Origin of the sequence: Bradyrhizobium sp. IAR9 (assembly GCF_013408065.1) — a bacterium.
Taxonomy (GTDB): Bacteria; Pseudomonadota; Alphaproteobacteria; order Rhizobiales; family Xanthobacteraceae; genus Bradyrhizobium.
Genome location: NZ_JACBZW010000012.1, coordinates 146,993 through 169,828, shown reverse-complemented (window position 1 = coordinate 169,828; position 22,836 = coordinate 146,993). Strand labels below are relative to the sequence as shown.

At 63.6% G+C, this 22,836-nt stretch carries 22 protein-coding genes; 7 read left to right on the top strand and 15 right to left on the bottom strand.

Annotation, left to right across the window (positions count from 1 at the left end):
* Positions 1 to 374: 374 nt before the first annotated feature.
* The 9 genes from GGD67_RS28065 to GGD67_RS28025 all read right to left on the bottom strand — a co-directional run bounded on the left by GGD67_RS28065 (position 375) and on the right by GGD67_RS28025 (position 9,837).
* On the bottom strand, positions 375 to 1,778 hold the full coding sequence (locus GGD67_RS28065) for an amidase (RefSeq protein ID WP_179737433.1): 1,404 nt from the start codon (positions 1,776 to 1,778) through the stop codon (positions 375 to 377).
* A gap of 84 nt (positions 1,779 to 1,862) precedes the next feature.
* Entirely contained in the window at positions 1,863 to 2,624 is a 762-nt protein-coding gene (locus tag GGD67_RS28060) for an SDR family NAD(P)-dependent oxidoreductase (RefSeq protein WP_179737431.1), read from the bottom strand.
* A 46-nt stretch (positions 2,625 to 2,670) separates the two neighbouring features.
* Complete coding sequence (locus GGD67_RS28055) at positions 2,671 to 3,396, bottom strand: ABC transporter ATP-binding protein (RefSeq protein WP_179737429.1); 726 nt, start codon at positions 3,394 to 3,396, stop codon at positions 2,671 to 2,673.
* Positions 3,386 to 4,105: an ABC transporter ATP-binding protein gene (locus GGD67_RS28050; protein WP_179737427.1), complete on the bottom strand. Its 720-nt coding sequence runs from the start codon at positions 4,103 to 4,105 to the stop codon at positions 3,386 to 3,388. The genes GGD67_RS28055 and GGD67_RS28050 overlap by 11 nt, the downstream gene beginning before the upstream one ends.
* Before the next feature lie 2 nt (positions 4,106 to 4,107).
* A complete protein-coding gene (locus GGD67_RS28045; RefSeq protein WP_179737425.1) occupies positions 4,108 to 5,175 on the bottom strand; it encodes a branched-chain amino acid ABC transporter permease in 1,068 nt (355 codons plus the stop codon).
* A 13-nt stretch (positions 5,176 to 5,188) separates the two neighbouring features.
* On the bottom strand, positions 5,189 to 6,055 hold the full coding sequence (locus GGD67_RS28040) for an ABC transporter permease subunit (RefSeq protein WP_018321010.1): 867 nt from the start codon (positions 6,053 to 6,055) through the stop codon (positions 5,189 to 5,191).
* Between the two features lie 93 nt (positions 6,056 to 6,148).
* Positions 6,149 to 7,366: an urea ABC transporter substrate-binding protein gene (locus GGD67_RS28035; protein ID WP_018321011.1), complete on the bottom strand. Its 1,218-nt coding sequence runs from the start codon at positions 7,364 to 7,366 to the stop codon at positions 6,149 to 6,151.
* Between the two features lie 57 nt (positions 7,367 to 7,423).
* Entirely contained in the window at positions 7,424 to 8,419 is a 996-nt protein-coding gene (locus GGD67_RS28030; RefSeq protein ID WP_018321012.1) for an acetamidase/formamidase family protein, read from the bottom strand.
* A gap of 17 nt (positions 8,420 to 8,436) precedes the next feature.
* The gene (locus tag GGD67_RS28025) at positions 8,437 to 9,837 is read right to left on the bottom strand and encodes an amidase (RefSeq protein WP_179737423.1); all 1,401 of its coding nucleotides are present in this window, start codon (positions 9,835 to 9,837) and stop codon (positions 8,437 to 8,439) included.
* Positions 9,838 to 10,265: 428 nt separating this feature from the next.
* Between GGD67_RS28025 and GGD67_RS28020 the strand changes: the two genes are divergently transcribed.
* Positions 10,266 to 11,441: a transporter substrate-binding domain-containing protein gene (locus tag GGD67_RS28020; protein WP_179737421.1), complete on the top strand. Its 1,176-nt coding sequence runs from the start codon at positions 10,266 to 10,268 to the stop codon at positions 11,439 to 11,441.
* Positions 11,438 to 12,025 carry an ANTAR domain-containing response regulator gene (locus GGD67_RS28015; RefSeq protein ID WP_018321015.1) on the top strand — a complete coding sequence of 196 codons (588 nt, stop codon included), beginning with the start codon at positions 11,438 to 11,440 and terminating at the stop codon, positions 12,023 to 12,025. The genes GGD67_RS28020 and GGD67_RS28015 overlap by 4 nt, the downstream gene beginning before the upstream one ends.
* A gap of 42 nt (positions 12,026 to 12,067) precedes the next feature.
* Here GGD67_RS28015 and GGD67_RS28010 read toward each other — a convergent pair whose 3' ends face one another.
* The 6 genes from GGD67_RS28010 to GGD67_RS27985 form a co-directional block, all read right to left on the bottom strand.
* Positions 12,068 to 12,445 carry an NUDIX hydrolase gene (locus tag GGD67_RS28010; RefSeq protein ID WP_018321016.1) on the bottom strand — a complete coding sequence of 126 codons (378 nt, stop codon included), beginning with the start codon at positions 12,443 to 12,445 and terminating at the stop codon, positions 12,068 to 12,070.
* A 3-nt stretch (positions 12,446 to 12,448) separates the two neighbouring features.
* Entirely contained in the window at positions 12,449 to 13,399 is a 951-nt protein-coding gene (locus GGD67_RS28005) for an endonuclease/exonuclease/phosphatase family protein (protein ID WP_244550701.1), read from the bottom strand.
* Positions 13,288 to 14,097 (bottom strand): carbohydrate ABC transporter permease, encoded by an 810-nt coding sequence (locus tag GGD67_RS28000; protein ID WP_018321018.1) that lies wholly within the window; start codon positions 14,095 to 14,097, stop codon positions 13,288 to 13,290. The genes GGD67_RS28005 and GGD67_RS28000 overlap by 112 nt, the downstream gene beginning before the upstream one ends.
* Positions 14,094 to 15,014, bottom strand: a complete 921-nt coding sequence (locus GGD67_RS27995; protein WP_018321019.1) for a carbohydrate ABC transporter permease — start codon at positions 15,012 to 15,014, stop codon at positions 14,094 to 14,096. The genes GGD67_RS28000 and GGD67_RS27995 overlap by 4 nt, the downstream gene beginning before the upstream one ends.
* Positions 15,015 to 15,071: 57 nt before the next feature.
* The gene (locus GGD67_RS27990; RefSeq protein ID WP_179737547.1) at positions 15,072 to 16,325 is read right to left on the bottom strand and encodes an ABC transporter substrate-binding protein; all 1,254 of its coding nucleotides are present in this window, start codon (positions 16,323 to 16,325) and stop codon (positions 15,072 to 15,074) included.
* Positions 16,326 to 16,388: 63 nt separating this feature from the next.
* The gene (locus GGD67_RS27985; protein WP_179737419.1) at positions 16,389 to 17,408 is read right to left on the bottom strand and encodes an ABC transporter ATP-binding protein; all 1,020 of its coding nucleotides are present in this window, start codon (positions 17,406 to 17,408) and stop codon (positions 16,389 to 16,391) included.
* A 222-nt stretch (positions 17,409 to 17,630) separates the two neighbouring features.
* Between GGD67_RS27985 and GGD67_RS27980 the strand changes: the two genes are divergently transcribed.
* The 5 genes from GGD67_RS27980 (at position 17,631) to GGD67_RS27960 (ending at position 22,834) form a co-directional block, all read left to right on the top strand.
* Entirely contained in the window at positions 17,631 to 18,434 is an 804-nt protein-coding gene (locus tag GGD67_RS27980) for a DeoR/GlpR family DNA-binding transcription regulator (protein WP_018321022.1), read from the top strand.
* Positions 18,435 to 18,616: 182 nt separating this feature from the next.
* Entirely contained in the window at positions 18,617 to 20,011 is a 1,395-nt protein-coding gene (locus tag GGD67_RS27975; protein ID WP_179737417.1) for a sugar ABC transporter substrate-binding protein, read from the top strand.
* 2 nt (positions 20,012 to 20,013) lie between these two features.
* Positions 20,014 to 20,949, top strand: coding sequence for a carbohydrate ABC transporter permease (locus GGD67_RS27970; protein ID WP_179737415.1), 936 nt, complete (start codon positions 20,014 to 20,016; stop codon positions 20,947 to 20,949).
* Complete coding sequence (locus tag GGD67_RS27965; RefSeq protein ID WP_179737412.1) at positions 20,946 to 21,785, top strand: carbohydrate ABC transporter permease; 840 nt, start codon at positions 20,946 to 20,948, stop codon at positions 21,783 to 21,785. The genes GGD67_RS27970 and GGD67_RS27965 overlap by 4 nt, the downstream gene beginning before the upstream one ends.
* Positions 21,782 to 22,834, top strand: coding sequence for an ABC transporter ATP-binding protein (locus GGD67_RS27960; protein ID WP_179737410.1), 1,053 nt, complete (start codon positions 21,782 to 21,784; stop codon positions 22,832 to 22,834). Before GGD67_RS27965 ends, GGD67_RS27960 begins: the two co-directional genes overlap by 4 nt.
* The last annotated feature ends 2 nt before the right edge of the window (positions 22,835 to 22,836 follow it).

The window sequence follows — 22,836 nt, the reverse complement described above, 5'->3', positions numbered from 1 at the left end:
AGCGACGGCCAACGTCAGCTAGCGTGGGTCAGCCCAGTCCATCATGGGCGAGCTTCAGGTGGGGCCAGGCATTGTAAACCAACGCAACCATCTTCGATCGATCATTACCCTTATCGGCAAAGCTCTACTTTGGAAGCGGGTGAGAACGTCAAGGAAAAGTGAGAGCTATTCGTCGCAATTTTTCGATCTTGGATTCACAGGATAATTTGCGCCGTTCGTAATACTCGAATTTTTTTACCTATCGGGATCAATCAACTGAATTGTCTTACAAAGGTAGAGCAACTCGCCACCGCTTGTACTGCCACAGTATACTTCACATACCGCCAGTGATCAGGAAAGCGGTGGTCCAGTCCACGAGCCGAGCCGACACTGGCTCAATCGATCAGAGCGCGCCGGGTATGCCAGTCCGTCGCCGACTGGAAGGCATGCCCGGCGCGCGCGAGCACATCCTCCGACAGATGCGGGCCGACGAGCTGCATGCTGAGTGGCAGGCCGTCCGACGCCACGCCATTCGGCAGCGTGATGGTCGGGCTGCCCGAGAAGTCGAACACTGCCGTGAAGCGCAGGATGCTGAGCAGCACGTTGGGATCGGCGCCGTACTCGCCCATCCTGGTCAGCGTCGGGATCGGCACGGGCATGGTGGGGATCAACAGCAGGTCGATATCGCCGAACAGGGCGGTCAGGCTGCCGCAGAATTTCAGCCGCTCGTGATGGATCTGCGCGATCTCGACGCCGCTCACCGACCTGCCCTGCTCGATCAGCTGCGCCAGGTCCGGGCCGTATTCCGACTTCCGCGCGGGATAGGTTTCGAGATGCGCCTCCGCGGTCTCGATCGAACACATCGGAATCCACATGCTCACGAGCTTCTCGTAGGCCGGGAATTTGACATCGCGGATATCGGCCCCGAGCGCCGCGAGCGTCCGCTCGGCTTCCAGCAACGCGGCGACCACCTGCGGATCGACTCCGTCCTGGGTGTAGCTGCGGTCGACGCCAATCCGCAACCCCCGGACACCGTCGACGATCCCTGCGAGATAGTTCGGCACCGGCGCCTGCAGCGCGGTGGGATCGTTGACATCTGCGCCGGCGATGACGCCGAGCATCGCGGCCGCATCGGCCGCGCTCCGGCACATCGGCCCGACATGGTCGAGCGAGTCGGCCAAAGGAAAGACGCCGTGGCGGCTGACGCGTCCCCAAGTCGGCTTGATCCCGGTCAGCCCGCAAGTGGCCGACGGAAACCGGATTGAGCCGCCGGTGTCGCTGCCGATCGAGCCGAAGCAGAGCCCCGCCGACGTCGCCACGCCCGATCCGCTCGAGGACGAGCCCACCCAGTAATCGACGCCCCAGGGATTGAGCGGTGCCTGATCGTTCGGGTGATGGCTGGTGTAGGCCCCCTCGGTCATCTTCAACTTGCCGAGCGTGACGGCGCCGGCCTGCTCCAGCCGATCCACTATCGTGGCGTTGAAGGACGGAATGAACTTCGCGTGGATCGTGGTGCCACCGGCCGTCGGCGCAAAAGTCGTGTAGCAGAGGTCCTTCAGCCCGATCGGCACGCCGTGCAGCGGTCCGCGCCAGATGCCCCTGGCCAGCTCGGCGTCGCAGCGCTTCGCCCGCGTCATGGCGCGCTCAGCGAGGAGAAGCGCATAGCCATGGAATTTGCCATCGAGCTTGGCGATCCGGCTCAGCATGGCCTCGGTGACCTTCGAGGGCAGCAGCTCACCACGGCGGAACAGCTCGGAGAGCTCTGTGATCGACTTGTAGTGAATTGGATCTGCTGACATCTGACAGCCCTGTTGTTGTCGAAACGGCTTCGCTCACCGGCGCCGCGACGGCCCGGTCTCGTAGCGGCGCGGCTCCGGATGCGCCTAGAACTGCACCCCGCGCGTGAGCGCCCCATCGACCACGAGATTGGTCCCGGTGATGAAGCTCGCCGCCTTGCTGGCAAGGAACACCGCGCCATTCGCCATTTCCTGCGGCGTGCCCATGCGGCCGGTCGGGTTCAGCGCCAGCGCGGTCTTGTACAGCTCGGGATTGCCGTCCTTGATCTGGTTCCAGACACCGCCCTCGAAATAGGTGTTGCCGGGCGACATTGAGTTGGCGCGGATGCCCTTGCCGGCCAGGTGGAAGGCGAGCCCTTGCGTGTAGTGGATGATCGCGGCCTTGAACGTGCCGTAGGGACCGCTGGCGAAATCGACCTCGCGGCCCGACACGCTGGAGATCGTGACGATCGCAGCGGCCTTGCTCTTCTCCAGATAAGGCATCGCGGCATTGACCAGCCGCACCGTGCCCATCATGTCGGTGGAGAACTCCTTCTCCCAGCTCTCCTCGTCCTGCCCGATCGACAGGGCGCTGACATTGGCGACGACGATGTCGATGCCGCCGAGCTTGGAGGCCATATCCTCCACCCAGGCCTTGAGCGCCGGACCATTGGAGACGTCGACCGAACTGCCGAACGCGGCGACGCCCTTCGCCTTGATCGCGGTGACGGCGCCGTCGACGTCCGCCTGGTTGCGCGCGCAGATTCCGACATTGGCCCCTTCCGCCGCGAAGGTGTCGGCGATCGCCCTGCCGATGCCCTTGGTGCTGCCGGTGACGAGAACCTTTGCTCCCTTGAGTCCGAGATCCATGTTCATTCCCTCCCTATTGACGACTTGAAAGCACGCCCGAGGCCCATCAGAGCAGAAGCTGTTCGCGCACGTTGTCCTCACTGACCTCGCCGCCAGCGAGCGACCGCGTAATCTTGCCCTTCTCCATGATGTAGCAGCGCTCGGCGATCGCCAGGATCGTGTCGAGGTTCTGCTCGACGAAGATGATGGTGGTTCCGAGCTCGTTCCGGAACGATCGCAGCGCCTCGCAAATGTGCTGCACGATCGAAGGCTGGATGCCCTCGGACGGCTCGTCCAAGATCATCAGGGACGGATTGCCGATCAGCGCGCGGCCGATGGCGAGCTGCTGTTGCTCGCCGCCCGACATGGTGCCTGCGGCCTGCCGCCGGCGCTCCTTCAGCCGCGGGAAATATTCGTAGATCAGCTCCGGCAGCTTCTTGCCGCCAGGACCGCCGATCAGTTCGCCTACCTGAAGATTCTCCTCGACGGTCATTTGCGGAAAGACGTCGCGCCCTTGCGGGATGTAGCCGAAGCCAGCCCTTGCCCGTGCGTCGGCCTCCAGCGCCGTGACGTCCTGCCCCATGAAGCTGATCGTCCCGCGCCAAGTTTGCAGCAGGCCGATCAGGCAGCGCATCAGGGTCGACTTGCCGACGCCGTTGCGGCCGATCACGCCGACGATCTCGCCGCGCGAGACCGACATGGTGACGCCCTGCAGGATCGGCGTCGCGCCATATCCCGCCCATAACTCGGCAACGTCGATGATCGGCTCAGAGGACGACGGTTTAGTGAGCATGGGTCTTACCCAGATAGATTTCCGCGACCTTCTCGTCCTGCAGGATGCTTTCGAGCGTGCCGCGCGCAAAAATCCTGCCGAGATGCAGCACCGTGACGCGCCGGGCGACCTGGCGGACGAAGGCCATGTCGTGCTCGACCACGAGCACCGTCATGCCCTCGGCATTGAACGACCTGATCAGTTCGCCGGTCCTGAAGGTTTCCTCGGGCGACATGCCCGCGGTCGGCTCGTCCAGCAGCAGGAGCTGCGGCTTCAACGCCAGCGCCATCCCGATCTCGAGCCATTGCTGCTGGCCATGCGACAGCGCGCCCGCGAGCTTGTCGCCGTCCGCCGCGAGATTGAGCAGCGTCAGCAGGCGATCTTCCTCAGCGATGCGTTCCGAGCCGGACAATCGCTCCTGCAGCGCGGTCTGGATGTTCTGCCGGACAGGCAATTCCTTGAACACGCTCGGGGCCTGCATCTTGATGCTCATGCCCCGCTGCACGCGCGCGTAGGGCCGCTCGGCCGTGATATCGACGGTGTCGAACAGGATACTGCCCTCGGTCGGCGGATAGAGGCCGGCGATCAGCTTGAACAGTGTGCTCTTGCCGGCACCGTTGGGGCCGATCAGGCAGTGGATCTCCCCGGCATTGACCGTCAGGTCGACGCCGGAGACGGCCGTCAATCCGCCGAAGCGCTTCGAGACGCCTTTGACTTCGACCAGCGCCATGATCAGGACTCTTCCGGTTGCAAGCGGCCGGCCTCAGCCACCACGTCGCTGCGTCGCCGGCGCCCCTGCCACCAGTCGGCGGCGAGCTTGCCGATGCCGAGCACGAAGCCTTGCGGCGCCAGCATCACGGTCGCGAGCAGCAGCGCGCCCATCAGCACCAGCGCCGCCTGCTGGCTGTAGACCGTGATGGTCTGAAAGCCGAACAGCAGCAGGAACGACCCGACCAAGGTCGCGGTCAGATCGCTGCGCCCGGAGAACGCCACCCACACGATGGGCATCGCGGCGGCCGGCAAGCCGATGCTGGACGGCGTGATGAACTGTCCCCAGGACGTGTACAGCGCGCCGCTGAGGCCTGCGAGACCGCTTCCGATCACGAAGGTCAGCAGCTGATATTTGCGGACGTCGTAACCCAGCATCTCGGCACGCTGCGGATTCTCGCGCGTCGCCACGATGACGTTGCCGATGCCGGAATTCACCAGCATCCGCAGCGCGAGATAGACGATCACGATTAGGGCGATCATGACGTAATAGAGCGCCGAGCCCTCGATATAGAAGTCGCCGACGGTCAGCGGGTCCATGCCCTTCATGCCGTTGAAGCCGTTCAGCCGCGCCGGCCCGATATGCCATTCCGGCCCGGCCGTCTGGCCGAGGAAGAAAGCCAGCACCAACGTCGCGGACAACGTCACGATGCCAAAGAAGATGCCGTTGATGCCGCCCCAGATCATGAAATAGCCGAGGATGCCGGCCGCGATCATTGCCAGGACGACAGAGAGAACGAGCGCGGCGATCGTCGCGGTGTCGCCGCCCATGTTGATCGCGAGCACGCCGTAGCTGTAACCGGCAATACCGAAGAAAAGTGTCTGGCCGAAGGACAGCATGCCGCCATAGCCCCACATCAGGCAGAGGCCGAGCGCCATGAAGATCCAGATCAGGAAGTAGGCGAAATTGCCGACATCGTAGGAATCGGCGAACAGCGGATAGGCCAGCGCGCCCGCGAGCACGACCAGGAAGCACGACCAGAACATCTTGCCGCGTCCGAGCGTCTGTGGACCTTCGAGCAGCTTGAACATCACAGATTCCCCTTTAGCGTCCACGGCGAACCAGCACGCTGGAGAGTCCCTCGGGCAAGACGCGGATGATCAGGATGACGGCGACCAGCATGCCGATCTGTCCGATGATCTGGCCGTAGCTCGCGTTCAACGCCATCCGGATCATCGCCAGGAACACGGCGGCCGGCGCCGTTCCGAGCAGCACGTTGGCTCCGCCGATCACGACGGTGACAAAACTCTCGACCACGAAGGTCGCGCCCATGGTCGGGATCAGCGTCATGGTCGGCGCGTAGAGCGCGCCGCAAAGCCCGGCAAGGCCGGTTCCGATCCCGAAGCTGATCGCATAGATGCGGCCGGTGCGTGCACCCAGCGCCTTGGCCATTGCCGCATTTTGCATCGTCGCTCGCGCGATCACGCCAAAGCGCGTCTTCATGAAGATGGTGTAGAGGCCGGCCAGCACCGCCACGGCGCAACCGAACAGCACCAGGCGGTAGGTCGAGAACGTATAGCCGCCGATCGCAAAGCTCCCCTCGGGCGTCCCGATGCCGCGCACGGCGGAACCGACGATCAGGAGCATCGACTGCGTCACGATCAGGCTAAGTCCCCAGGTCGCGAGCAGCGAATCCAGGGGGCGCTTGTAGAACCGCCGCACGACGAGGAATTCAACGAGGACACCGATGAGCCCGGCCGTCACCGCGGCCAGCATCTGGGCAATCGCGAGCGGCACGCCGAGATTCACCAAGCCGACGGTCACATAGGCGCCGCACATTATGAATTCGCCATGCGCCATGTTGATGACACCCATCATGCCAAACACGATGGCGAGGCCTGCGGCCGAGAGAATGAGGAACGCGAAGACGTCGGCGAACTGGTAGAACAGCGAGAACACTTCAGCCGACATCTTGGTCCCCTTGCCGATCCCGACGCCGCGTCGTTGCGGCGCCGGTCTTGTTCAGAAACGTGACATCAAACACGAGCAAGATCCGTGCCCGCCTCAGGACTTCTTGGGGAGATGGCTCGGCGTGTACTGATCCTTGTCGTTCTTCTTGGTGAGATCGCACCCGATCTCGCCAAGCCAGTAAGGCTGGATCGTGCCGTAGTCCTTCTCGACCTTCACCTCGTGCTTCGGCCCGACCGATATCAGGCGCATGCGGTGAGAGGTGTGCTGGCTCTTCGGGTCGATGCAGACCTTGCCCTCGGGCGCGTCGATGCAGGCATCGCCGGTCGCGATCACTTTCCGCATGTCCTCGAGCTTGATCGATTTCGCCTTCTCGACCAGCGCCTTGTACATGTAGAGCGCGTTATAGGCGTTGTACCCCATGTCGTTGATGTAAAGCTCGTCAGGGAACTTGGCGTGCCAGCGCTTCTTGAACTCGGTGGCCTCGGGCGTATCGATCTCCTCGAACCAGTTCGCAGTCGCGTGCATGTTGTTGAGGGCCGGCGGCTTGAACCGCTTGTGCTCGAAGCCGAGCATGACCTTGATCGACGAGCCCATCGGCAAATTGAGGTTGGCCGCCGCCGCCTGCTCGAAGAACGAATCTTGGGCAGCGCCGACATTGATCGTCAGCAGCCAGTCGGGCTTGGCCTTCTGGATGTTCTGGATGGTCTGCGCGAACTGCGACACGCCGAGCGGGATGAACTCCTCGCCGACGACCTCGCCGCCGAGTTCCTTCATGATCTTGCGGTTCCACTCCGCCGAGATCTGGCCGAAATTGTAGTCGGCCGCGATGACATAGACCTTCTTGCCGAACTTCTCGACCATCCAGGGGATCAGCGTCGAGAATTGCTGCTCGGGCACCGCGCCCATGCTGATCATGCTGGCATCGCAGACGCCGCCTTCGTACTGGTTGGTGTAGAAATACGGCGTCGTGGTGCGATCGACGATCGGACGCAGCGCCTCGCGCGAGGCCGAAGTGATGCCGCCGATCAGTACGTCCACCTTGTCGCGATTGAGCAGGCGCCGGCCGAATTCCTGGTAGCGTGCGTTATCGCCCTGGGGATCGAGGTGGATCAGCTCGATCTGCCGGCCCAGAATGCCGCCGCTCTTGTTGATCTCCTCGACGGCGAGCTGCGAGCCGTGCAGCTTCGGCATGCCCATGAAGGCAAGATCGCCGGACACGTCTTCGAGCAGGCCCACCTTCAGCGGCGGCTCCGCGGCGTTGGCAATACTCATCGACGCCGCGGTTCCGAACATGGCGCCGAGCAAAACCATCCGTAGCTTGTGTCCCGAATTCATCGTGATGTCCCCTCTATGGAAAGCGGCTGGGTGTCATGGCTTGAGGTAATTCTTCAAGATGGACGCCCCCATCGTGTATTTGGGGTCGACCATGTTGCCGAGGCGCATGCGGCCGGCCTGGCTGAGCAGCATGTAGGCGTCGATCTCGTCGAAGCCGTAATCGGCCGCCATCCACCGCACCAGTTCGCGATAGGCGATGCGCGCGGCGTCCTCGAGCGGACGCGCGCTGCCGATCGTCATGATGAAGTCCTTGGTCTCGAGCCGCGGCCAGGCGAAGCTCCAATTCTTGATCAAATCGACCTGGAGCGTGACAGTCGCACGCTGCTCGAGCGCAACGCCGGAGAGTTCGCCGTCGCCCTGCGTTGCGTGGCAGTCGCCGACGTAGAGCATCCCGCCGTCGGTATGCACCGGGAAATAGATGATCGCGCCGGGCGCAACATCGGGCAAATCCATGTTGCCGCCGTGATAGTCCGGCTGCAGCGACGAGATCGCCTCGATCTCCGGCGAGACGCCGATGGTGCCGATGAAGGGCTCGTAGGGCAGCGTGAGCTTGTCGTTCCAGCGCACGCCGCTCCTGTCGACATGCAGCTTCTTTACGCGCTCCGGCAGCGGCGGATTGAGCAGTGCCGTCGACCCGGTCCCGACCAGCCCACCGAACTCCGGAATGATGCAGGTCGTGCCGGCCGGCTGCTCGCCCCGTGTCTCGACGTCGCGAATATAGATCGCGAGGCAATCGCCCTTCTTGGCGCCCTTCACCGCGATCGGCCCGCATTGCGGGTTGAGATAGGGAAAGTTCAACTTGGCGGTGGGACTGTCGGTGTCCTTGGTCAACACGCCGCCGAACGCATCTTCGGTCTCGACGACGACGACCCCGCCGGGGTCGATCGACAGGGTCGGCTTGGCATAGGGACCATAGACGTAGTGGAAGTCCCCCTGCTGCTCGATGGTCAGGCTATGTGTCGTGCCGGTCGCGCCCTTGGCGACGGCGCGCTTGGCCATGATGGATGTCTTCAACCAGTCTTCAGACATGAGATCGGCTCCTCGACTCAGATCGCGGGATGACGCTTGTGGCAGTCGGTGACGCGCTGGAACGCATCGCCCGCGCGAACGAGACCGGCCTCATCGAAATGACGGCCGACGAACTGGAAGCCAATCGGGCCGCCGTTCGCCGCGAAGCCGCCGGGCAACGTCACGGTCGGGCTTCCCGTCATGTCGAACGGGCATGTAAAGCGGAGCAGGCCTCCGATCAGCGAGGCGTCCTCACCGAGCGCTGCCATCTTGGCAAGCGTCGGCGCGGCGAACGCCTGGGCCGGGATCGCGAGGAGATCGACCGTCTCGAACAGCACACGCACGGCGCCGCGAAACGCTTCGCGTCGGAGCGCGATCTTCTGGTAATCCATGCCGGACTGTTGCCGGCCGAGATCGAGCAGGCCGGTCAACGCCGGGCCGTACTCGTCCTTGCGCGCTGGATAGGTCTCCTCATGCGCGACCGCGACTTCGATGCCGCAGAGCGGGAACCAGTCGTCGATGATCGCTTTGGGATCGGGAAAGGCAACTTCCTTGATCTTCGCACCGAGATCGGCCGCGACCCGCAACCCCTCGGCCAGCACCTTGCCGGCATCGCCGTCGGTGCCTTCGCTGGTCCAGCGCCGGTCGAGGCCGATGGTCACGCCGCGCAGATCGCCGGTCAGGCCGGCGAGATAATCGGGTACCGACAGCGGAACCGCCGTCGTATCCTTGGGATCTTGCCCGGCGATCACGCGAAGCATCGCGCCGCAATCGACCGCGCTCCGCGCAATCGGGCCGATGTGATCCAGCGTCGGTGCCAGCTCGAACGCGCCGTAGCGGCTGACCCGTCCCCAGGTCGGCTTGAGCCCGGTGACACCATTGGCCGCGGACGGAAAGCGGATCGACCCGCCGGTATCGGTGCCGAGCGAGCCGAAGCAGAGGCCGGCCGCGGTCGCCACGCCCGAGCCGCTCGACGATGCGCCGGGCCAGAGATCCGCGTTCCACGGATTCTTCGGCGGGTCGATCTTCGGATGATGATCGGCATAGGCGCCCTCGGTCTGCTGCAGCTTGCCGAGGATGATCGCGCCGGCCTCCTTCAGCCGCGCAACCACCGTGGCGTCCTCGGTCGGGCGAAAGTCGCGATGGATCGTCATGCCATGCGCGGCCGGCGCGCCCTTGGCCCAGCAGAGATCCTTCACAGCGACCGGCACGCCGTGCAGCGGTCCCCTGATCTTGCCGGAAGCGATCTCCTTCTCGGCCGCGGCCGCTTCCGCGAGCGCCGAGTCGGCCATGACATAGGCGAAGCTTTTGAGCTTGCCGTCGAGCTTCTCGATCCGGCCGAGCATCGCCTTGGTGGCTTCGACCGGCGACAGCTCCTCCGCCTGGATCTTCCGTCCGACGTCGACGAGACCGAGATAGTGGAGATCTGTTGCCGCCATCGTTCCTATCCTCCCACGCGATGTGACGCACACGCACGCTCGCGCGCGGACATGCGTCACCGTTCTGGCGACGCGGACGCATCGCCAGCTGTCCTGGCGGCAAAACGAAAAAAGCCACCCGCCCCTCCCGAATGAGGTAACGAATGGCTCAAATGCCGCGGCTATGATCTATCGCTTAGGGGCCGTGATCGAACGAAGCACTTGGTTAGCAAAGAGCTGGACGTCATCGGCCAGATCAGCGCACGCGAGGTTCGACAGGTCGCCCTGTAGGAGAAAAGTCTAAGTAACTGACCATCGTGTTGTCAACGATACTCCCTGCCTAAATTTCGAGAGTGCTGCGCAGCAAAACGGCAAGCCGACTCTAAGCCCCTTGCGCTCTCATCGGCGATGATGATTTCATCTTCGCGTTTCGCGATCGAAAGCCGCCAATGACAAAGCCGTCTGTTCCCGTTGGCATCATCTGCTCGCAGTCAGGGCCCTATCAGGCAATGGGCCGCGAGATCCTCAAGAGCGCGATGATGGCGGTCGACGAGATCAACACGCAGACCGAGTTCGCCTTCTCGATCACGCCCCACATCCGCGACCCCCGCGGCATCGTCTCCGAATATCACACGGTCTGTGACGATTTGATCCGCAATGTCGGCGTCGAGCACATCATCGGCTGCTACACCTCGGCCTCGCGCAAGCAGATCCTCCCCATCGTGGAGCGCACCGATCGCCTGCTCTGGTATCCCGCCCGCTACGAGGGCTTCGAGTGCTCGGACAACGTGATCTATGTCGGCGCCTCGCCTAATCACAACGTGTTGCCGCTGGTCCGCTACGTGCTCGACAATCTGTCGCGAGAGTTTTTCTGTGTCGGCTCCAACTATGTGTGGACCTGGGAGACCAATCGCGTCACCCGTGAGCTGGTCAGCGCGGCAGATGGCCACATCCTCGCCGAACGGCTGCTCGAGCTCGGCGAAAGCGCCGTCGGTCACATCGTCGACGAGATCGTCCGCCGCAAGCCGCCGATCGTGTTCAACACGCTGGTCGGAAGCTCGAGTTACGACTTCATCCGCGCCTTTGACGCCGGCACCAAAGCCGCCGGCCTCGAGATACCCATGCTGAGCTGCAGCCTCTGCGAGCCGGAACTGGCGATCGTCGGTCCGGCATCGGCCGGCTGCATCACCTCGTCGGCCTATTTCGAGAGCATCCGCCTGCCGGAGAACCGCGCCTTCGTCGCACGCTGGAAGGCGCGCTACGGCGCGGACAGCAGTCCTTCCGTGGACGGGCAGTCCGCCTATGTCGCGGTCTATCTGCTGGCCCGCGCGTTGCAGCGCGCGGGGACGTCCGACATTGCCGAGGTGCGGCGCGCCGCGGCGGGCTATCGCTACAATTCGCCGCAAGGACCGGTGTGGATCGATGGCGGCAACAATCATTGCGTCCTTACACCACGGCTTGCCGTATCCAATCCGCAAGGACAGTTTGATATTTTCTGGGAAGCCGACGCGCCTGTTAAGCCTGATCCCTACCTGACGCAGCTCGACGTTGCCGTCAGCCCGTCGAAAGACACCTCGGCGGGCTGCGCATTGCCGAACGCGCCGCATTTGCGGGTTGTGAAATGAGCAGACCGTCTTCATTTTCGCTACGCGGACGCAAGGCGCTCGTCGCCATCAAGGACGAGCGCGACTCAACCATCGTGCGACGGCAGTTCGAACGTCTCGGGATCGAGGGTGTCGCATGGACGCCGGCGGAGCCCGTCGGCTTCGCCCCTGATCTATCGCTGATCGACGACGAGTTCCTGCCCCTGCTGCAACCGGCGCAACGCGCGTACCTGGCGCGATCGCCCGTCATCGCCCTGCTCGGCACCGAAACGCCGAGCCGCCTCAAGCTGGTGTTCGAGCTCGACCCGGCATCGTTCCTGATCAAGCCGCTGCGGTCCGCCGGCATTTACGCAGCGCTCGTCATGGCATTCGAGCGCAACGAACGCACAGGCGAATTGAAGCAGCAGATTCTCAAGCTCGAGCAGCGCCTGCGGTCGCGTCGCGTCGTGCTCGCCGCCGTTCTCCAGGTGATGCATTCGCATGCGCTCGCCGAACCTGCCGCCTTTGCCCTGATCCGCAGAACCGCGATGGAGCAGCGCAAGACGATCGAAGAACTCTCGGCGGAGATCACTGCCAGGGGCGTGCTCCCGCGCGCAACTGGTTAGACTGCCTGTACTGCTCCGCACAGCGAACAGCCAGGCCCCCGCCTATTTCGGAAACAGCTTGTCGCGAATGTAGCGCGAGGTTGGGGTCAGCTTCAGTCCGCGCGGCTTGCGCCATTCCGCCCGGTCGAGCTCCTTCTTGTCGCCGATCTTCAGGGGACCCGAGGCCTTCTTGCCCAGGAAGATCGCATCGCTCATCCTTCGGCCGGACCTGCGGTTCTTGCCGTTGACTTCCTTCCACAGCCTCAACTCGCCAAGCCTGAGCTTGGGCAGCTCCTCCATGATCTCGCGATCGAGGCACTTTCTCTCACTCTCGCCGGCACGCCTGCGGCCGCCCGGAAACATCCAGCGCTTGTCGCGCCGCCGCCTGACGAGGAGCACCCTGCCCTTCCTTGCCACAACAAGCTTTGATGACTTCGCCATTCTCTAGTCCGCCACTTCGATCCCGAGGGGTTGGTGGTCGGACGCATCGGTTGCTGCGTTGACCTCGATGCTGCGCACGCGACGGACCAGATCCTCCGTGACGAAGATGAAGTCGCGACAGTCCGGCCCGTCGGGCCATTGCGCGCGATCAAAGATGCCGCATGTCGGCGCCCGCGGGCGACCCGGACGATTGGCGGTCCACGCATCGCGGTAATTCAGGCCGGGCCGGCCGGCGCGGTCGATCAGGGCGTGCTGGGGATCGGCCACGTCGAAATTGAAATCGCCGCACATCAGGCTCGACGCCGCGACGGTCTGGCTCCCATATGGCTCATCGTGCCGGGAGCTGGCCTGCTTGGGACTCCCCGATGCGTCCTGCTGCAGGTCGAGCAGCCGCGTGATCTGCGCCTGACGCTGATCGGCCGAATGAAACTCGAGATGCGTGTTGACGATGCGGATCGCGCCAAACGAGGCTTGAACCGTCACCTCCAGGGCGTGACGGCGCATGCTGCGCACCCCACCCGCGCCCGGGAACGGCAAGAGGTGATTGGCGATCTGCAGCACCGGCAACCGCGACAGCGTCATGTTGCCGAAACAGTGGATACTGCCCGCGCGATCCACCGTCTCGATCGCCGGCCGGAATATCGCGGAGTAGCTGGGCAGCAAGGCCACGAGCTGGGCGCTCTGATCCGCGCCATCGCCAAATCTCGAAAAATTGGCGCTCACTTCCTGGAAGCAGAACACGTCGGCATCGAGCGACTGCCTGGCGACGGCAACGATCCTGGACAGATCGGTGACGCCGTCGCACCCCTTGCCGCACTGAATGTTCCAGGTGAGAAGCCGCATTACCGGATACCCGCGCGCATGAATGACTGAACGAACTGACGCTGGAACAGCAGGAACGCGATCAGCAGCGGGGCCATCGTCATCACGGTCGCGGCCGTGATCACCGACCAATCCACACCAGTTTCAGGCGCGCCGAACACGGCAAGACCCACCGTGAGCGGACGCGCTTCCACCGAATTCGTGACGATCAGCGGCCACAGGAAGTTGTTCCAGTGATAGCTGACGGAGACGAGGCCGAAGGCGACGTAGGTGGGGCGTGCCAACGGCACATAGACCCGCCAAAGGATCACGAGTGGGCCTGCTCCCTCGACCCGCGCGGCCTCGACCAGCTCCTGAGGCACGCTCTTGAAGGTCTGCCGCAGCAGAAAGATGCCAAAGGCGCTCGCCATGTAAGGCAGCGCGATGGCAGGGATCGTATCGAGCAAGCCCAGCTTGGCAATCGCGCGATAGTTCTCGACGATGAGGACGTCGGGCATGATCATCAGCTGGAGCAGCACGAGGGCGAACGCCATGCCGCTACCTTTGAACCTGAAGCGCGCAAAGGCATACGCAGCCAGCGTCGACAGGATGAGTTGGCCAACAAGGACCAACGTCACCAGCACGACCGTGTTGAGATAGTACCGGGCGAACGGCGCCTGCTTCCAGGCCCGCGTGAAATTCTCCAGCGTCCAGGGCGCGGACAGGCTGAACGAGGTGGCGTAGGCAGCCGGATGCAGCGCGCTCCAGAAGGCATAGGCCAGCGGGGCGAGCCAAATCAAAGCCAGGAGCCATGCTGCGACGGCTTCGACGGGGTGTGTCCGGCCTCTCATTGGTAGTGGATCCTGCGATCGAGATAGCCGAACTTGATCAGCGCAATCGCGCTCAGGAGCATGAGAAGCACAACCGTCAACGTTGCCGCGTAGGACGAATCCTGGAACGTGAAGGCGACCTCATAGATGTAATAGAGCAGTAGCGTGCTGGCGTTGTTGGGACCGCCCTTGGTCATGATGACCAGATGGTCCACCAGCTTGAACGAGTTGATGACCGCATTGATGGCCACGAACAGCGTGGTCGGCATCAGCAGCGGAAAAGTGATCCGGCGGAACGTGTACCATCGGCTCGCGCCCTCGATGGAGGCGGCCTCATCGAGGTCCGGCGAGAGCTGCTGCAGCGCCGCCAGATAGAAGATCATGAAGAAGCCGGCTTCCTTCCAGATCACCATAACGATCAGGCAGCCCATCACCGTCGAGGGATCGCCGAGCCAGTTCCGGCCGCCGAGGCCGAACAGCCCGCGCAGCTGATCGAGCGCGCCGTAATCCGGCGTGTAGAAGAACAGCCAGATGTTGGCGACGGCGATCATCGGCAGCACGGTCGGCGTGAAGTACGCCAGCCGCAGAAAGCCGCGGCCGCGCATGTTGCGATTGACCCAAACGGCCATGATCAGCGCGAGCGCGATCGACGTCGGGATCGTGCCGAGCGCGAACCAGAAATTGTTGACCAGCGCCTTCCAGAAGATCGGATCGGCCGCCATGGCCCGGTAGCTGTCCGCCCCGACGAAGACCTCGGTGCCGTTCCGCTTGGTGATGAACAGCGAATGCCGGATCGTCGCCAGGATCGGCCAATGCGTGAACGCAACCAGCAGCACCGCCGCCGGCAACAGCAGCAGCCACGCATTCACGGCATTCCACCACGCCTGCGACCGGGCGCGGCGTTCGGAGATTGGCGATGAGGCGGCGAAGTCGGTCATTCTAGAGTCGGCGGAATGGCGGCGAACCGCCACCCCGCCATGTCCCTTACTTTGCGCTTACTTGGCGGCGCGCAGCACGCGGTCGGATTGCGCCTGCGCTGCGGCCAGCGCTTCCTGCGGCTTCTGCGAGCCCGTGACCGCAGCCTGCACGGCATCGTTCACGAACTTGTAGATGCGACCGTTCTCGTGGACGGAGAGCTCCGGCACGGCATGCTCGAGCTGATCGCGCGCGACGGTCGCCTGCGGAAAGCCCTTGGCGTAGTCTTCCATCGCCTTGGTCTTGTAGGCGGCCGGCGACACCGCGACGTAGCCGGTCTTCATGCTCCATTCCGCCGCACGCTCGGGCGCCGTCATCCACTGGATGAACTTGACGGCGGCCTTCTGCTGCTCGGCCGAAGCGCTCTTGAAGATGTAGAAGCTGCCGCCGCCGGTCGGCGATCCCCGCCGCTCCTTGGCCGGCAGCATGGCCACGCCGAACTGGAATTTCGCGGCGTCCTTGACCGCCGTGAGGTTGCCCGTCGTGTGCCACATCATCGCCGTCTTGCCTTCGAGGAAGTCGGTGCGGAGCGTCGCCCAGTCGATGCTGCCGGTCGGCATGACGTTGCGCTTGCGCGACAGGTCGACCCAGTAGTCGAGAGCGCCGACCGTCTTCGGCGCGGTGAGATACACCTCGGTGCCGGCCTCGTTCATCATCTTCTGGCCGTTCTCAATGGCGAGCGCCTGCAGCATCCAGTAGCCGTAGCCGGTCGTCGGGATCTCGACGCCCCAACGCGTCGTGTTGGCGCCGTCCTTCCTGACCAGCTTCTTCGACATCTCGACCATTTCGTCCCAGGACGCCGGCGCCTTCTCGGGATCGAGGCCGGCTTCCTTGAAGGCGTCCTTGTTCCAGTACAGCACGATGGTCGAACGCTGGAACGGGATGCTCCAGGTCTTGCCGTCCACCTGGCCGTTGGCCATGAACGCGGGATAGAATTCCTTGAACCAGGCCTTGTCGCCGACGAGGTCATCAAACGGAACGATGGCGTTCTCGTCCATCAGGGTGAAGACGTCGGTCGACAGCAGGACCGACAGTTGCGGCGGCTGTCCGCCCTTCATGGCGGTCATCGCCTTGGTCATCGTGTCCGTGTAGTTGCCGGCATAGACTGCCGTTACCTTGACGTCCGGATTGTCCTTCTCGAAACGTGAGACCATGTCGTCGATGATCTTGGTGACGGGACCGCCGACCGCGACCGGATAGTACATGGTCAGATCCACCGCGGCAGAGGGACGTGCTCCCATCGAGAGCACGGCAAGTGCGGCCGCCATCAGCATCGTTCGTCGCGCAAACATCTCTCTCTCCCTCTGTGATCCGCCGAGCGCCTGAAACCACCGCTGCTATCCAGCGGAGGTCGCCAGCCGGCCCTCCCTGGCTGAAGTTTCCCATCGGCATTCCGTAGCCGGATCGAACCGATGCTCGTGACCGGCCTCCCAGGCGAGCCGAACATCCTCGCCGGGCTGAACCTTGCTAAACCCGTCGAGCCGCACCGAGATCGGCTGACCGTCGATGTCGCACAGCACGATGCTGTCGGCTCCGAGATGCTCGACGGCCTTGACCCGCGCCGCATGATCGCCACCGGACACGATGCGAATGTGCTCCGGCCGGATGCCGATCAGATGATCGCCCTGACGCACCAGGTTCATCGGCGGTGTGCCGATGAAACGCGCCGTAAACGCCGTCGCCGGCCTGTTGTAGAGCTCTTCCGGCGAGCCGTTCTGCTCGATACGGCCATCGCGCATCAGGACGACGCGGTCCGCCATCGTCATGGCTTCGGTCTGATCGTGGGTCACGTAGACCATCGTCATGCCAAGGCGCTGCTGCAACGCGCGGATTTCCGTTCGCATCTCGTGCCGCAGCTTGGCGTCCAGGTTGGACAGCGGCTCGTCCATGAGACAGACCCGCGCCTCGGCGATGATGGCGCGTCCCAGCGCGACGCGCTGGCGCTGCCCTCCCGACAATTGCGACGGCTTGCGATCGAGCAGATGCGCAAGACCAACGATGTCGGCGACGCGACGAAGCCGGGCGTCGCGTTCGGCGCGCGACACCCGCCGCACGCGCAGGCCGAAAATGATGTTCTCGGCCACGCTCAAATGCGGGAACAGCGCATAGGACTGGAAGACCATGGAGATCTTCCGGTCCGCCGGCGACAGGCGGGTCACGTCCACGCCGCCGATGGCGATCGTGCCGGCATCGGCCTCCTCGAGCCCGGCGATCAGCCGCAATGTGGTCGACTTGCCGCAGCCGGACGGCCCCAGCAGCACCAGCAGCGAGCCCTCGTCCGCCGTCAGACTGATGTCATCGACGGCGCGCATCGCGCCCCACGACTTGGAGACATGATTCAGCGTAATCGCCGACATGGCCGGTTCGCTCTCAGCATGATGCAGCTACGCCGATGGCGGCTCGCTCCAACGGAGCAGCACAGTGCCGGTCAAAGACCAGTACATGCGTCCTCCCTCGAGCCACGCTCATTCATCGGCGTAGCAACTATTATGTTCATATGAACATAGTGTGACACCATATGAAACAGAAAATTGCCTCTTGCCCCTTCAAATGATATTTTTGTCGCGAACGGAGGGCTCATGGCCAGGAGCGCCAGAACACGTCAGGTCCACATACTGGAGATCGTGCGCGAGCAAGGCTTCGCTTCCATCGAGCAGCTTGCGGCGCGTTTCGAAGTGACCCAGCAGACTATCCGCCGCCTTGTGAATGCGCTCTGCGACCAGGGATTGCTTCGCCGCGTGCATGGTGGGGTCAGCCTCCCCGTCCAGAATCAGAACCTCGCCTACAGCAGCAGGCACAGGCTGAACGCCGAAGCCAAGCGGCGGATCGCGCTTGCGACCGCCAAACTCATTCCCGACGGGACGTCGCTGATGATCGGGCTCGGCACGACCCCCGAATATGTCGCGCAGGCACTTTCCCGCCGACGGGATCTGCGGGTAATCACCAACAGCCTGAACGTGGCCGCAGCCTTCTCGCACAATCCGGACGTGGAGATCACCATCGCCGGCGGCACGCTGCGGCCGCTCGACCGCGACATCATCGGCGAGGCCGCTGTGCATTTCTTCTCTGGATTTCGCGCCGACTTCGGAATCTTCGGCGTCGGCGGCGTCGATGCAGACGGCTCGCTGCTCGACTTCCATGTCGATGAAGTCAAGGCACGCCAATCCATCGCCGCCAATTCACGAACGTCCGTGCTCGTGGCCGACATCACCAAATTCGGGCGCAATGCGACGGTTCGCGGCGGCCACCTCGACGAGTGCCACCATCTCGTTATCGACGACCGATTGCCGGCAGCGTTCGAGCTGAGCGCACAACGATATAGCGGCCAGATCCATACGGCCGGCGACGCTCGCGCAGATTTCGAGCTCCTCGGCGACATCTAGCCGACACTGCATCTGATCGCCGCTCGGCCCGATCGCGCCTCCCGGAGGCGAGATCCGCGGTCGTTCCCGGCCCGCGTCAAACGGCCGGAGAACACCCAATTTGTCGCGGTTGACTTGTTATAACATTTAGGAAAATGTCCTAACTAACCGGAAGTATAAATCCGGATTTTCGGGAGGACAGCATGACGTCATTCAAGCCGACGCGACGAACGCTACTCAAGACCGGAACCGTCGCCGCCGCTTTCGCGACACTTGGCCCGGCCTTTCTCCGGCAAGCTGCCGCGCAGGACGCCAACCTCGCGCCCTACAAATCCGCTCAGATCGACTGGCAGCAGGTTTCCGGCGAGACCATCACGGTCGCCGTGATCCCGGCGAGCTATTTCGAAAACCTCATTGCACTGGCGCCGCAGTTCAAGGCGCTCACCGGCATCGACGTCCGCTTCGAGAAGATCCCGCCGGCGCAGATCCGGCAGAAGAGCGTCATCGACCTGACCTCGAAGACGGGCACCTACGCAACCCACGCTGCCGATCCCATGTATTACGCGCTCTATGCCGCGAACAAATGGGTCGAGCCGCTCGACACTTACCTCGCCGACAAATCGCTGACCGATCCGGCCTGGTTCAAGCTCGACGACATCATTCCGGCCTGGCGCAGCGCCAACGGCATCGACGGCAAGCTCTACGGCATGCCCTATGACGGTGAAGTCACCATTCAGGTCTATCGCAAGGACCTCTATGACGCGAAAGGCCTGAAGCCGGCCGACACGCTAGAAGCCTACATGTCCAATGCCGCGGCGCTGAACACGCCGAACGATCGCGTCTGGGGGGCTGCGCTGCGCGGCGTCGCCGGTGCCGGCCAGAACATGTACATCTATCCGTCGATCTTCCGCGAGTTCGGCGGCGACTGGATGAAGGGCGGCAAGCTCACCGTCAATGGCCCCGAGGCCGAGGCGGCGCTCGCCTGGTACGTCGACATCATGAAGAAGTACGCGCCGACGGCAGCCGCCAACTGGAATTGGCCGGATATCGCCGACGCCTTCTCGCAAGGCACCGTCGCCAGCTACATCGACGCGCATTCGTCGGCTTCGGTCATCAACAATCCTGAGAAGTCCAAGGTGATCGGCAAGGTCGCCTATGCCCGCTGGCCCAAGGGGCCCTCGGGCAAGCGCACCACGTCGATCTGGAACTGGGGCTTTCCGATCAATTCCGCGCTGCCGGAGAAGAAGCGGAAAGCGACCTGGCTGTTCATCCAGTGGGCCGCGAGCGCCGAGACCCAGGCGCGCACCGCGCATAAGTTCGCCGGTCCCACCAAGCGCTCGGGTGTCAACCGCACCTCGGTGTGGAAGGATCCCGACTACATCAAGCTGATGAATGGCTTTGGCGAGAACTTCGTCGAGGCCACGATGGGCGCCCTGCAGGACGACACCGACGTCGACTGGCGTCCGCGCGTGCCGCAATGGCCGGCGATCGGCGACACCATGGCGACCGCGATTCAGTCGGCCCTCTCCGGCCAGGCCTCGATCAAGGCCGCACTGGACGATGCGCAGCGCCGCATCGAACCCATGATGCGCGGGTGAGCATGGCGACGACAGCGGTGACATCGGCCGGGATCGCGAGCGAGGCGCCTCGCAGCGATTTCGGACGCGTCCTGGCGCAGCGCGAGCGCCGGTTTGCAGCGGCCCTGCTTGCACCGGCGTTTCTTGCACTGCTCGCCACGACGACGTTTCCGCTGCTCTTCCTGGTCTATACCAGTGCATTCCGGATGGATCTGGCGATGCCGTTCACCAACGGCTTCGTCGGATACGAGAACTATCAGGTTCTGCTCTCCGACGAGCGCTTCTGGACCTCGCTGCTGGTGAGCCTCGTCTATACCGGCTCGACCGTCGCGCTGCAGGTCATCATCGGCCTCGCGCTCGCCTTGCTGGTCATGGACATGAAGCGCGGCCAGGGCTGGTTCAGGGTCATCGCCATCCTGCCCGTGGTCCTTTCCCCGGCCGTGGTCGGCATGATCTGGCGTACCTTCATGCTGGCGCCGGAATTCGGCATCGTCGACTTCCTCGCGATAAATGCAGGGGTCGGCAGCAAGAACTGGCTCGGCGATCCCATGCTTGCGATGGTCTCGGTGATCGCGATCCACACTTGGCAGTGGACGCCGTTCGCGTTCATGGTGCTGCTGGCCTCGCTGGCCTCCTTGCCCGAGGACATCTACGAGGCCGCGCGGCTCGACCGCGCCTCGGCCTGGCAGCGCTTCCGCCGCATCACCCTGCCCTTGCTGCGCCCGGCGATCGTGATGGTCATCATCATGCGGACCATGGTGGCGCTGACCGCGTTCGCAGCGATCTTCACCGTCACCGCCGGCGGCCCCGGCACCGCGACCGAGATCCTCAACCTCTATGCCTATCGGAAATCCTTCACCGAGCTGTCGATCGGCTACGGTTCGGCGCTCGCGGTCGCGCTCCTGGTCGTGACCATCATCATCTCCGGCATCCTGTTCGCGATCCGGAGGGCGAAATGACCGCCAAGCGCCTCCGCATCATTGCCCTGCTCGCGATCTCCACAGTCTTCCTGCTCGCCTGGGCGTTTCCGATCGTCTGGAGCGTCATGAATTCGCTCAAGACCGATTCGGACGTGCTGGCCTATCCGCCCAAGCTGGTGTTCACGCCGACGTGGGAAGCCTATCGCGACGTATTGTTCGGCTCGGGATCACTCCTGCCGAACCTGCTTTCCAGCGTCATCATCTCCGTCGGCACCACCGTGGTCACCATGCTGATGGCGGTGCCCGCGGCCTATGCGCTGGCGCGCCTGCGCTTTCGCGGCAAGAAGTTCGCGGGCTTCTACGTGCTGGCCACGCAGATGCTGCCGCCGGTCGGCATCATCATCCCGTACTTCCTGGTGTTGCGGAACATCGGCTGGATCGACACCTATCAGGGCATCATCCTGATCTATCTGTCGTTCTCCCTGCCCTTCGCGATCTGGCTGCTGGTCTCCTATTTCGAGGACATTCCTTTCGAGATGGAGGAAGCCGCCTATCTCGATGGCGCCAGCCGGTTGAAGACATTGTGGCGGATCATCATTCCGCAGGTCCGTGGCGGCATCGCCGTGACGGTCGTGTTCGTGTTTCTAAATGCGTGGAACGAATTCTTGTTCGCCGTCGTACTCAGCGGCAACACGGTGCGCCCGGTCACGGTCGCCATGTTCAATTTCGTCTCCGTCGAGCAGACGCTGTGGGCCAAGCTCGCCGCGGTCTCGGTTCTCGCCATGCTGCCTGTCGTCGTCCTCGGCGTGGTCGCGCAGAAGCATATCGTGAAGGGCCTGACGGTCGGTGCAGTCAAGGGCGGAGGACGCCGATGAGCGGCCAGGGTCAGGTCAGTTTTCGCAACATCGTCAAGATGCACGGCGAGTTCGCCGCGCTGAAGGGCGTCAATTTCGACATCAAGCCCGGCGAGTTCTTTGCCCTGCTCGGTCCGTCCGGCTCGGGCAAGAGCACGACGCTGCGCATCCTCGCAGGCCTCGATGCGCCGACCGCCGGCCGCGTGCTGATCGACGACCAGGACGTCACCTCGACCGATGCGCGGGACCGCGACATCGCCATGGTATTCCAGAGCTACGCGCTCTACCCGCACATGACGGTGGCCGAGAACATCGCCTTCCCGCTGGAGATGGCCAAGCTGCCGAAGGCCGAGATCACGCCCGCCGTGAAGGATGCGGCGCGCAAGGTGAAGATCGACCATTTGCTCGATCGCAAGCCGGGCCAGCTCTCGGGCGGCCAGCAGCAGCGCTGTGCGCTGGCCCGCGCCATCGTGCGCAAAGCTCGCCTGTTTCTGCTCGACGAGCCGCTCTCGAACCTCGATGCAAAGCTGCGGCTGGAAACCCGCGCCGAGTTGAAGAAGCTGCAGCGCTCGCTCGGCGTCACCGCGGTCTACGTCACCCACGACCAGGAAGAGGCCATGACGCTTGCGGACCGCATGGCGGTGTTTATGTCAGGCCAGATCCAGCAGGTCGGCACGCCCGCAGAGGTGTTCGCCCGCCCGAACTCGATCGACATTGCCGGCTTCATCGGCAATCCCCCGATGAACCTCGTTCCCGCCCGCTACGTGGACGGCGACGTCATCATCGCCGGCCATCGCCTCAAGACGACGGCCACGACCCGAGGTGAGCGCGATGTGGTGGTTGGACTTCGGCCCGGCGCCCTGCGCATGGCGGTGGGTGGCCTCGGTGCCCGCGTCGATCTGATCGAGGATCTCGGCGATACCGCCGTGCTCGACCTCGACTGCGCCGGCACGATGATCCGCATGCGCGTCGCCGACGGCAACATTCCCGGCGAGGGCGACACGATCTCGATCACGGCCCGACCGCAAGACATTCATCTGTTCGATCCAGCAACACGCATGCGGCTCTGACA

Coding starts and splice junctions, on each gene's coding strand:
- GGD67_RS28015 (WP_018321015.1), top strand. CDS start 11,438: ATGAGCAGACCGTCTTCATTTTCGCTACGCGGACGCAAGGCGCTCGTC.
- GGD67_RS28065 (WP_179737433.1), bottom strand. CDS start 1,778: ATGTCAGCAGATCCAATTCACTACAAGTCGATCACAGAGCTCTCCGAG.
- GGD67_RS27970 (WP_179737415.1), top strand. CDS start 20,014: ATGGCGACGACAGCGGTGACATCGGCCGGGATCGCGAGCGAGGCGCCT.
- GGD67_RS28025 (WP_179737423.1), bottom strand. CDS start 9,837: ATGGCGGCAACAGATCTCCACTATCTCGGTCTCGTCGACGTCGGACGG.
- GGD67_RS27990 (WP_179737547.1), bottom strand. CDS start 16,325: ATGCTGATGGCGGCCGCACTTGCCGTGCTCTCGATGGGAGCACGTCCC.
- GGD67_RS28030 (WP_018321012.1), bottom strand. CDS start 8,419: ATGTCTGAAGACTGGTTGAAGACATCCATCATGGCCAAGCGCGCCGTC.
- GGD67_RS27965 (WP_179737412.1), top strand. CDS start 20,946: ATGACCGCCAAGCGCCTCCGCATCATTGCCCTGCTCGCGATCTCCACA.
- GGD67_RS28000 (WP_018321018.1), bottom strand. CDS start 14,097: ATGAGAGGCCGGACACACCCCGTCGAAGCCGTCGCAGCATGGCTCCTG.
- GGD67_RS28035 (WP_018321011.1), bottom strand. CDS start 7,366: ATGGTTTTGCTCGGCGCCATGTTCGGAACCGCGGCGTCGATGAGTATT.
- GGD67_RS28050 (WP_179737427.1), bottom strand. CDS start 4,105: ATGGCGCTGGTCGAAGTCAAAGGCGTCTCGAAGCGCTTCGGCGGATTG.
- GGD67_RS28020 (WP_179737421.1), top strand. CDS start 10,266: ATGACAAAGCCGTCTGTTCCCGTTGGCATCATCTGCTCGCAGTCAGGG.
- GGD67_RS27960 (WP_179737410.1), top strand. CDS start 21,782: ATGAGCGGCCAGGGTCAGGTCAGTTTTCGCAACATCGTCAAGATGCAC.
- GGD67_RS27975 (WP_179737417.1), top strand. CDS start 18,617: ATGACGTCATTCAAGCCGACGCGACGAACGCTACTCAAGACCGGAACC.
- GGD67_RS28055 (WP_179737429.1), bottom strand. CDS start 3,396: ATGCTCACTAAACCGTCGTCCTCTGAGCCGATCATCGACGTTGCCGAG.
- GGD67_RS27985 (WP_179737419.1), bottom strand. CDS start 17,408: ATGTCGGCGATTACGCTGAATCATGTCTCCAAGTCGTGGGGCGCGATG.
- GGD67_RS28045 (WP_179737425.1), bottom strand. CDS start 5,175: ATGTTCAAGCTGCTCGAAGGTCCACAGACGCTCGGACGCGGCAAGATG.
- GGD67_RS28040 (WP_018321010.1), bottom strand. CDS start 6,055: ATGTCGGCTGAAGTGTTCTCGCTGTTCTACCAGTTCGCCGACGTCTTC.
- GGD67_RS28010 (WP_018321016.1), bottom strand. CDS start 12,445: ATGGCGAAGTCATCAAAGCTTGTTGTGGCAAGGAAGGGCAGGGTGCTC.
- GGD67_RS28060 (WP_179737431.1), bottom strand. CDS start 2,624: ATGGATCTCGGACTCAAGGGAGCAAAGGTTCTCGTCACCGGCAGCACC.
- GGD67_RS27980 (WP_018321022.1), top strand. CDS start 17,631: ATGGCCAGGAGCGCCAGAACACGTCAGGTCCACATACTGGAGATCGTG.
- GGD67_RS27995 (WP_018321019.1), bottom strand. CDS start 15,014: ATGACCGACTTCGCCGCCTCATCGCCAATCTCCGAACGCCGCGCCCGG.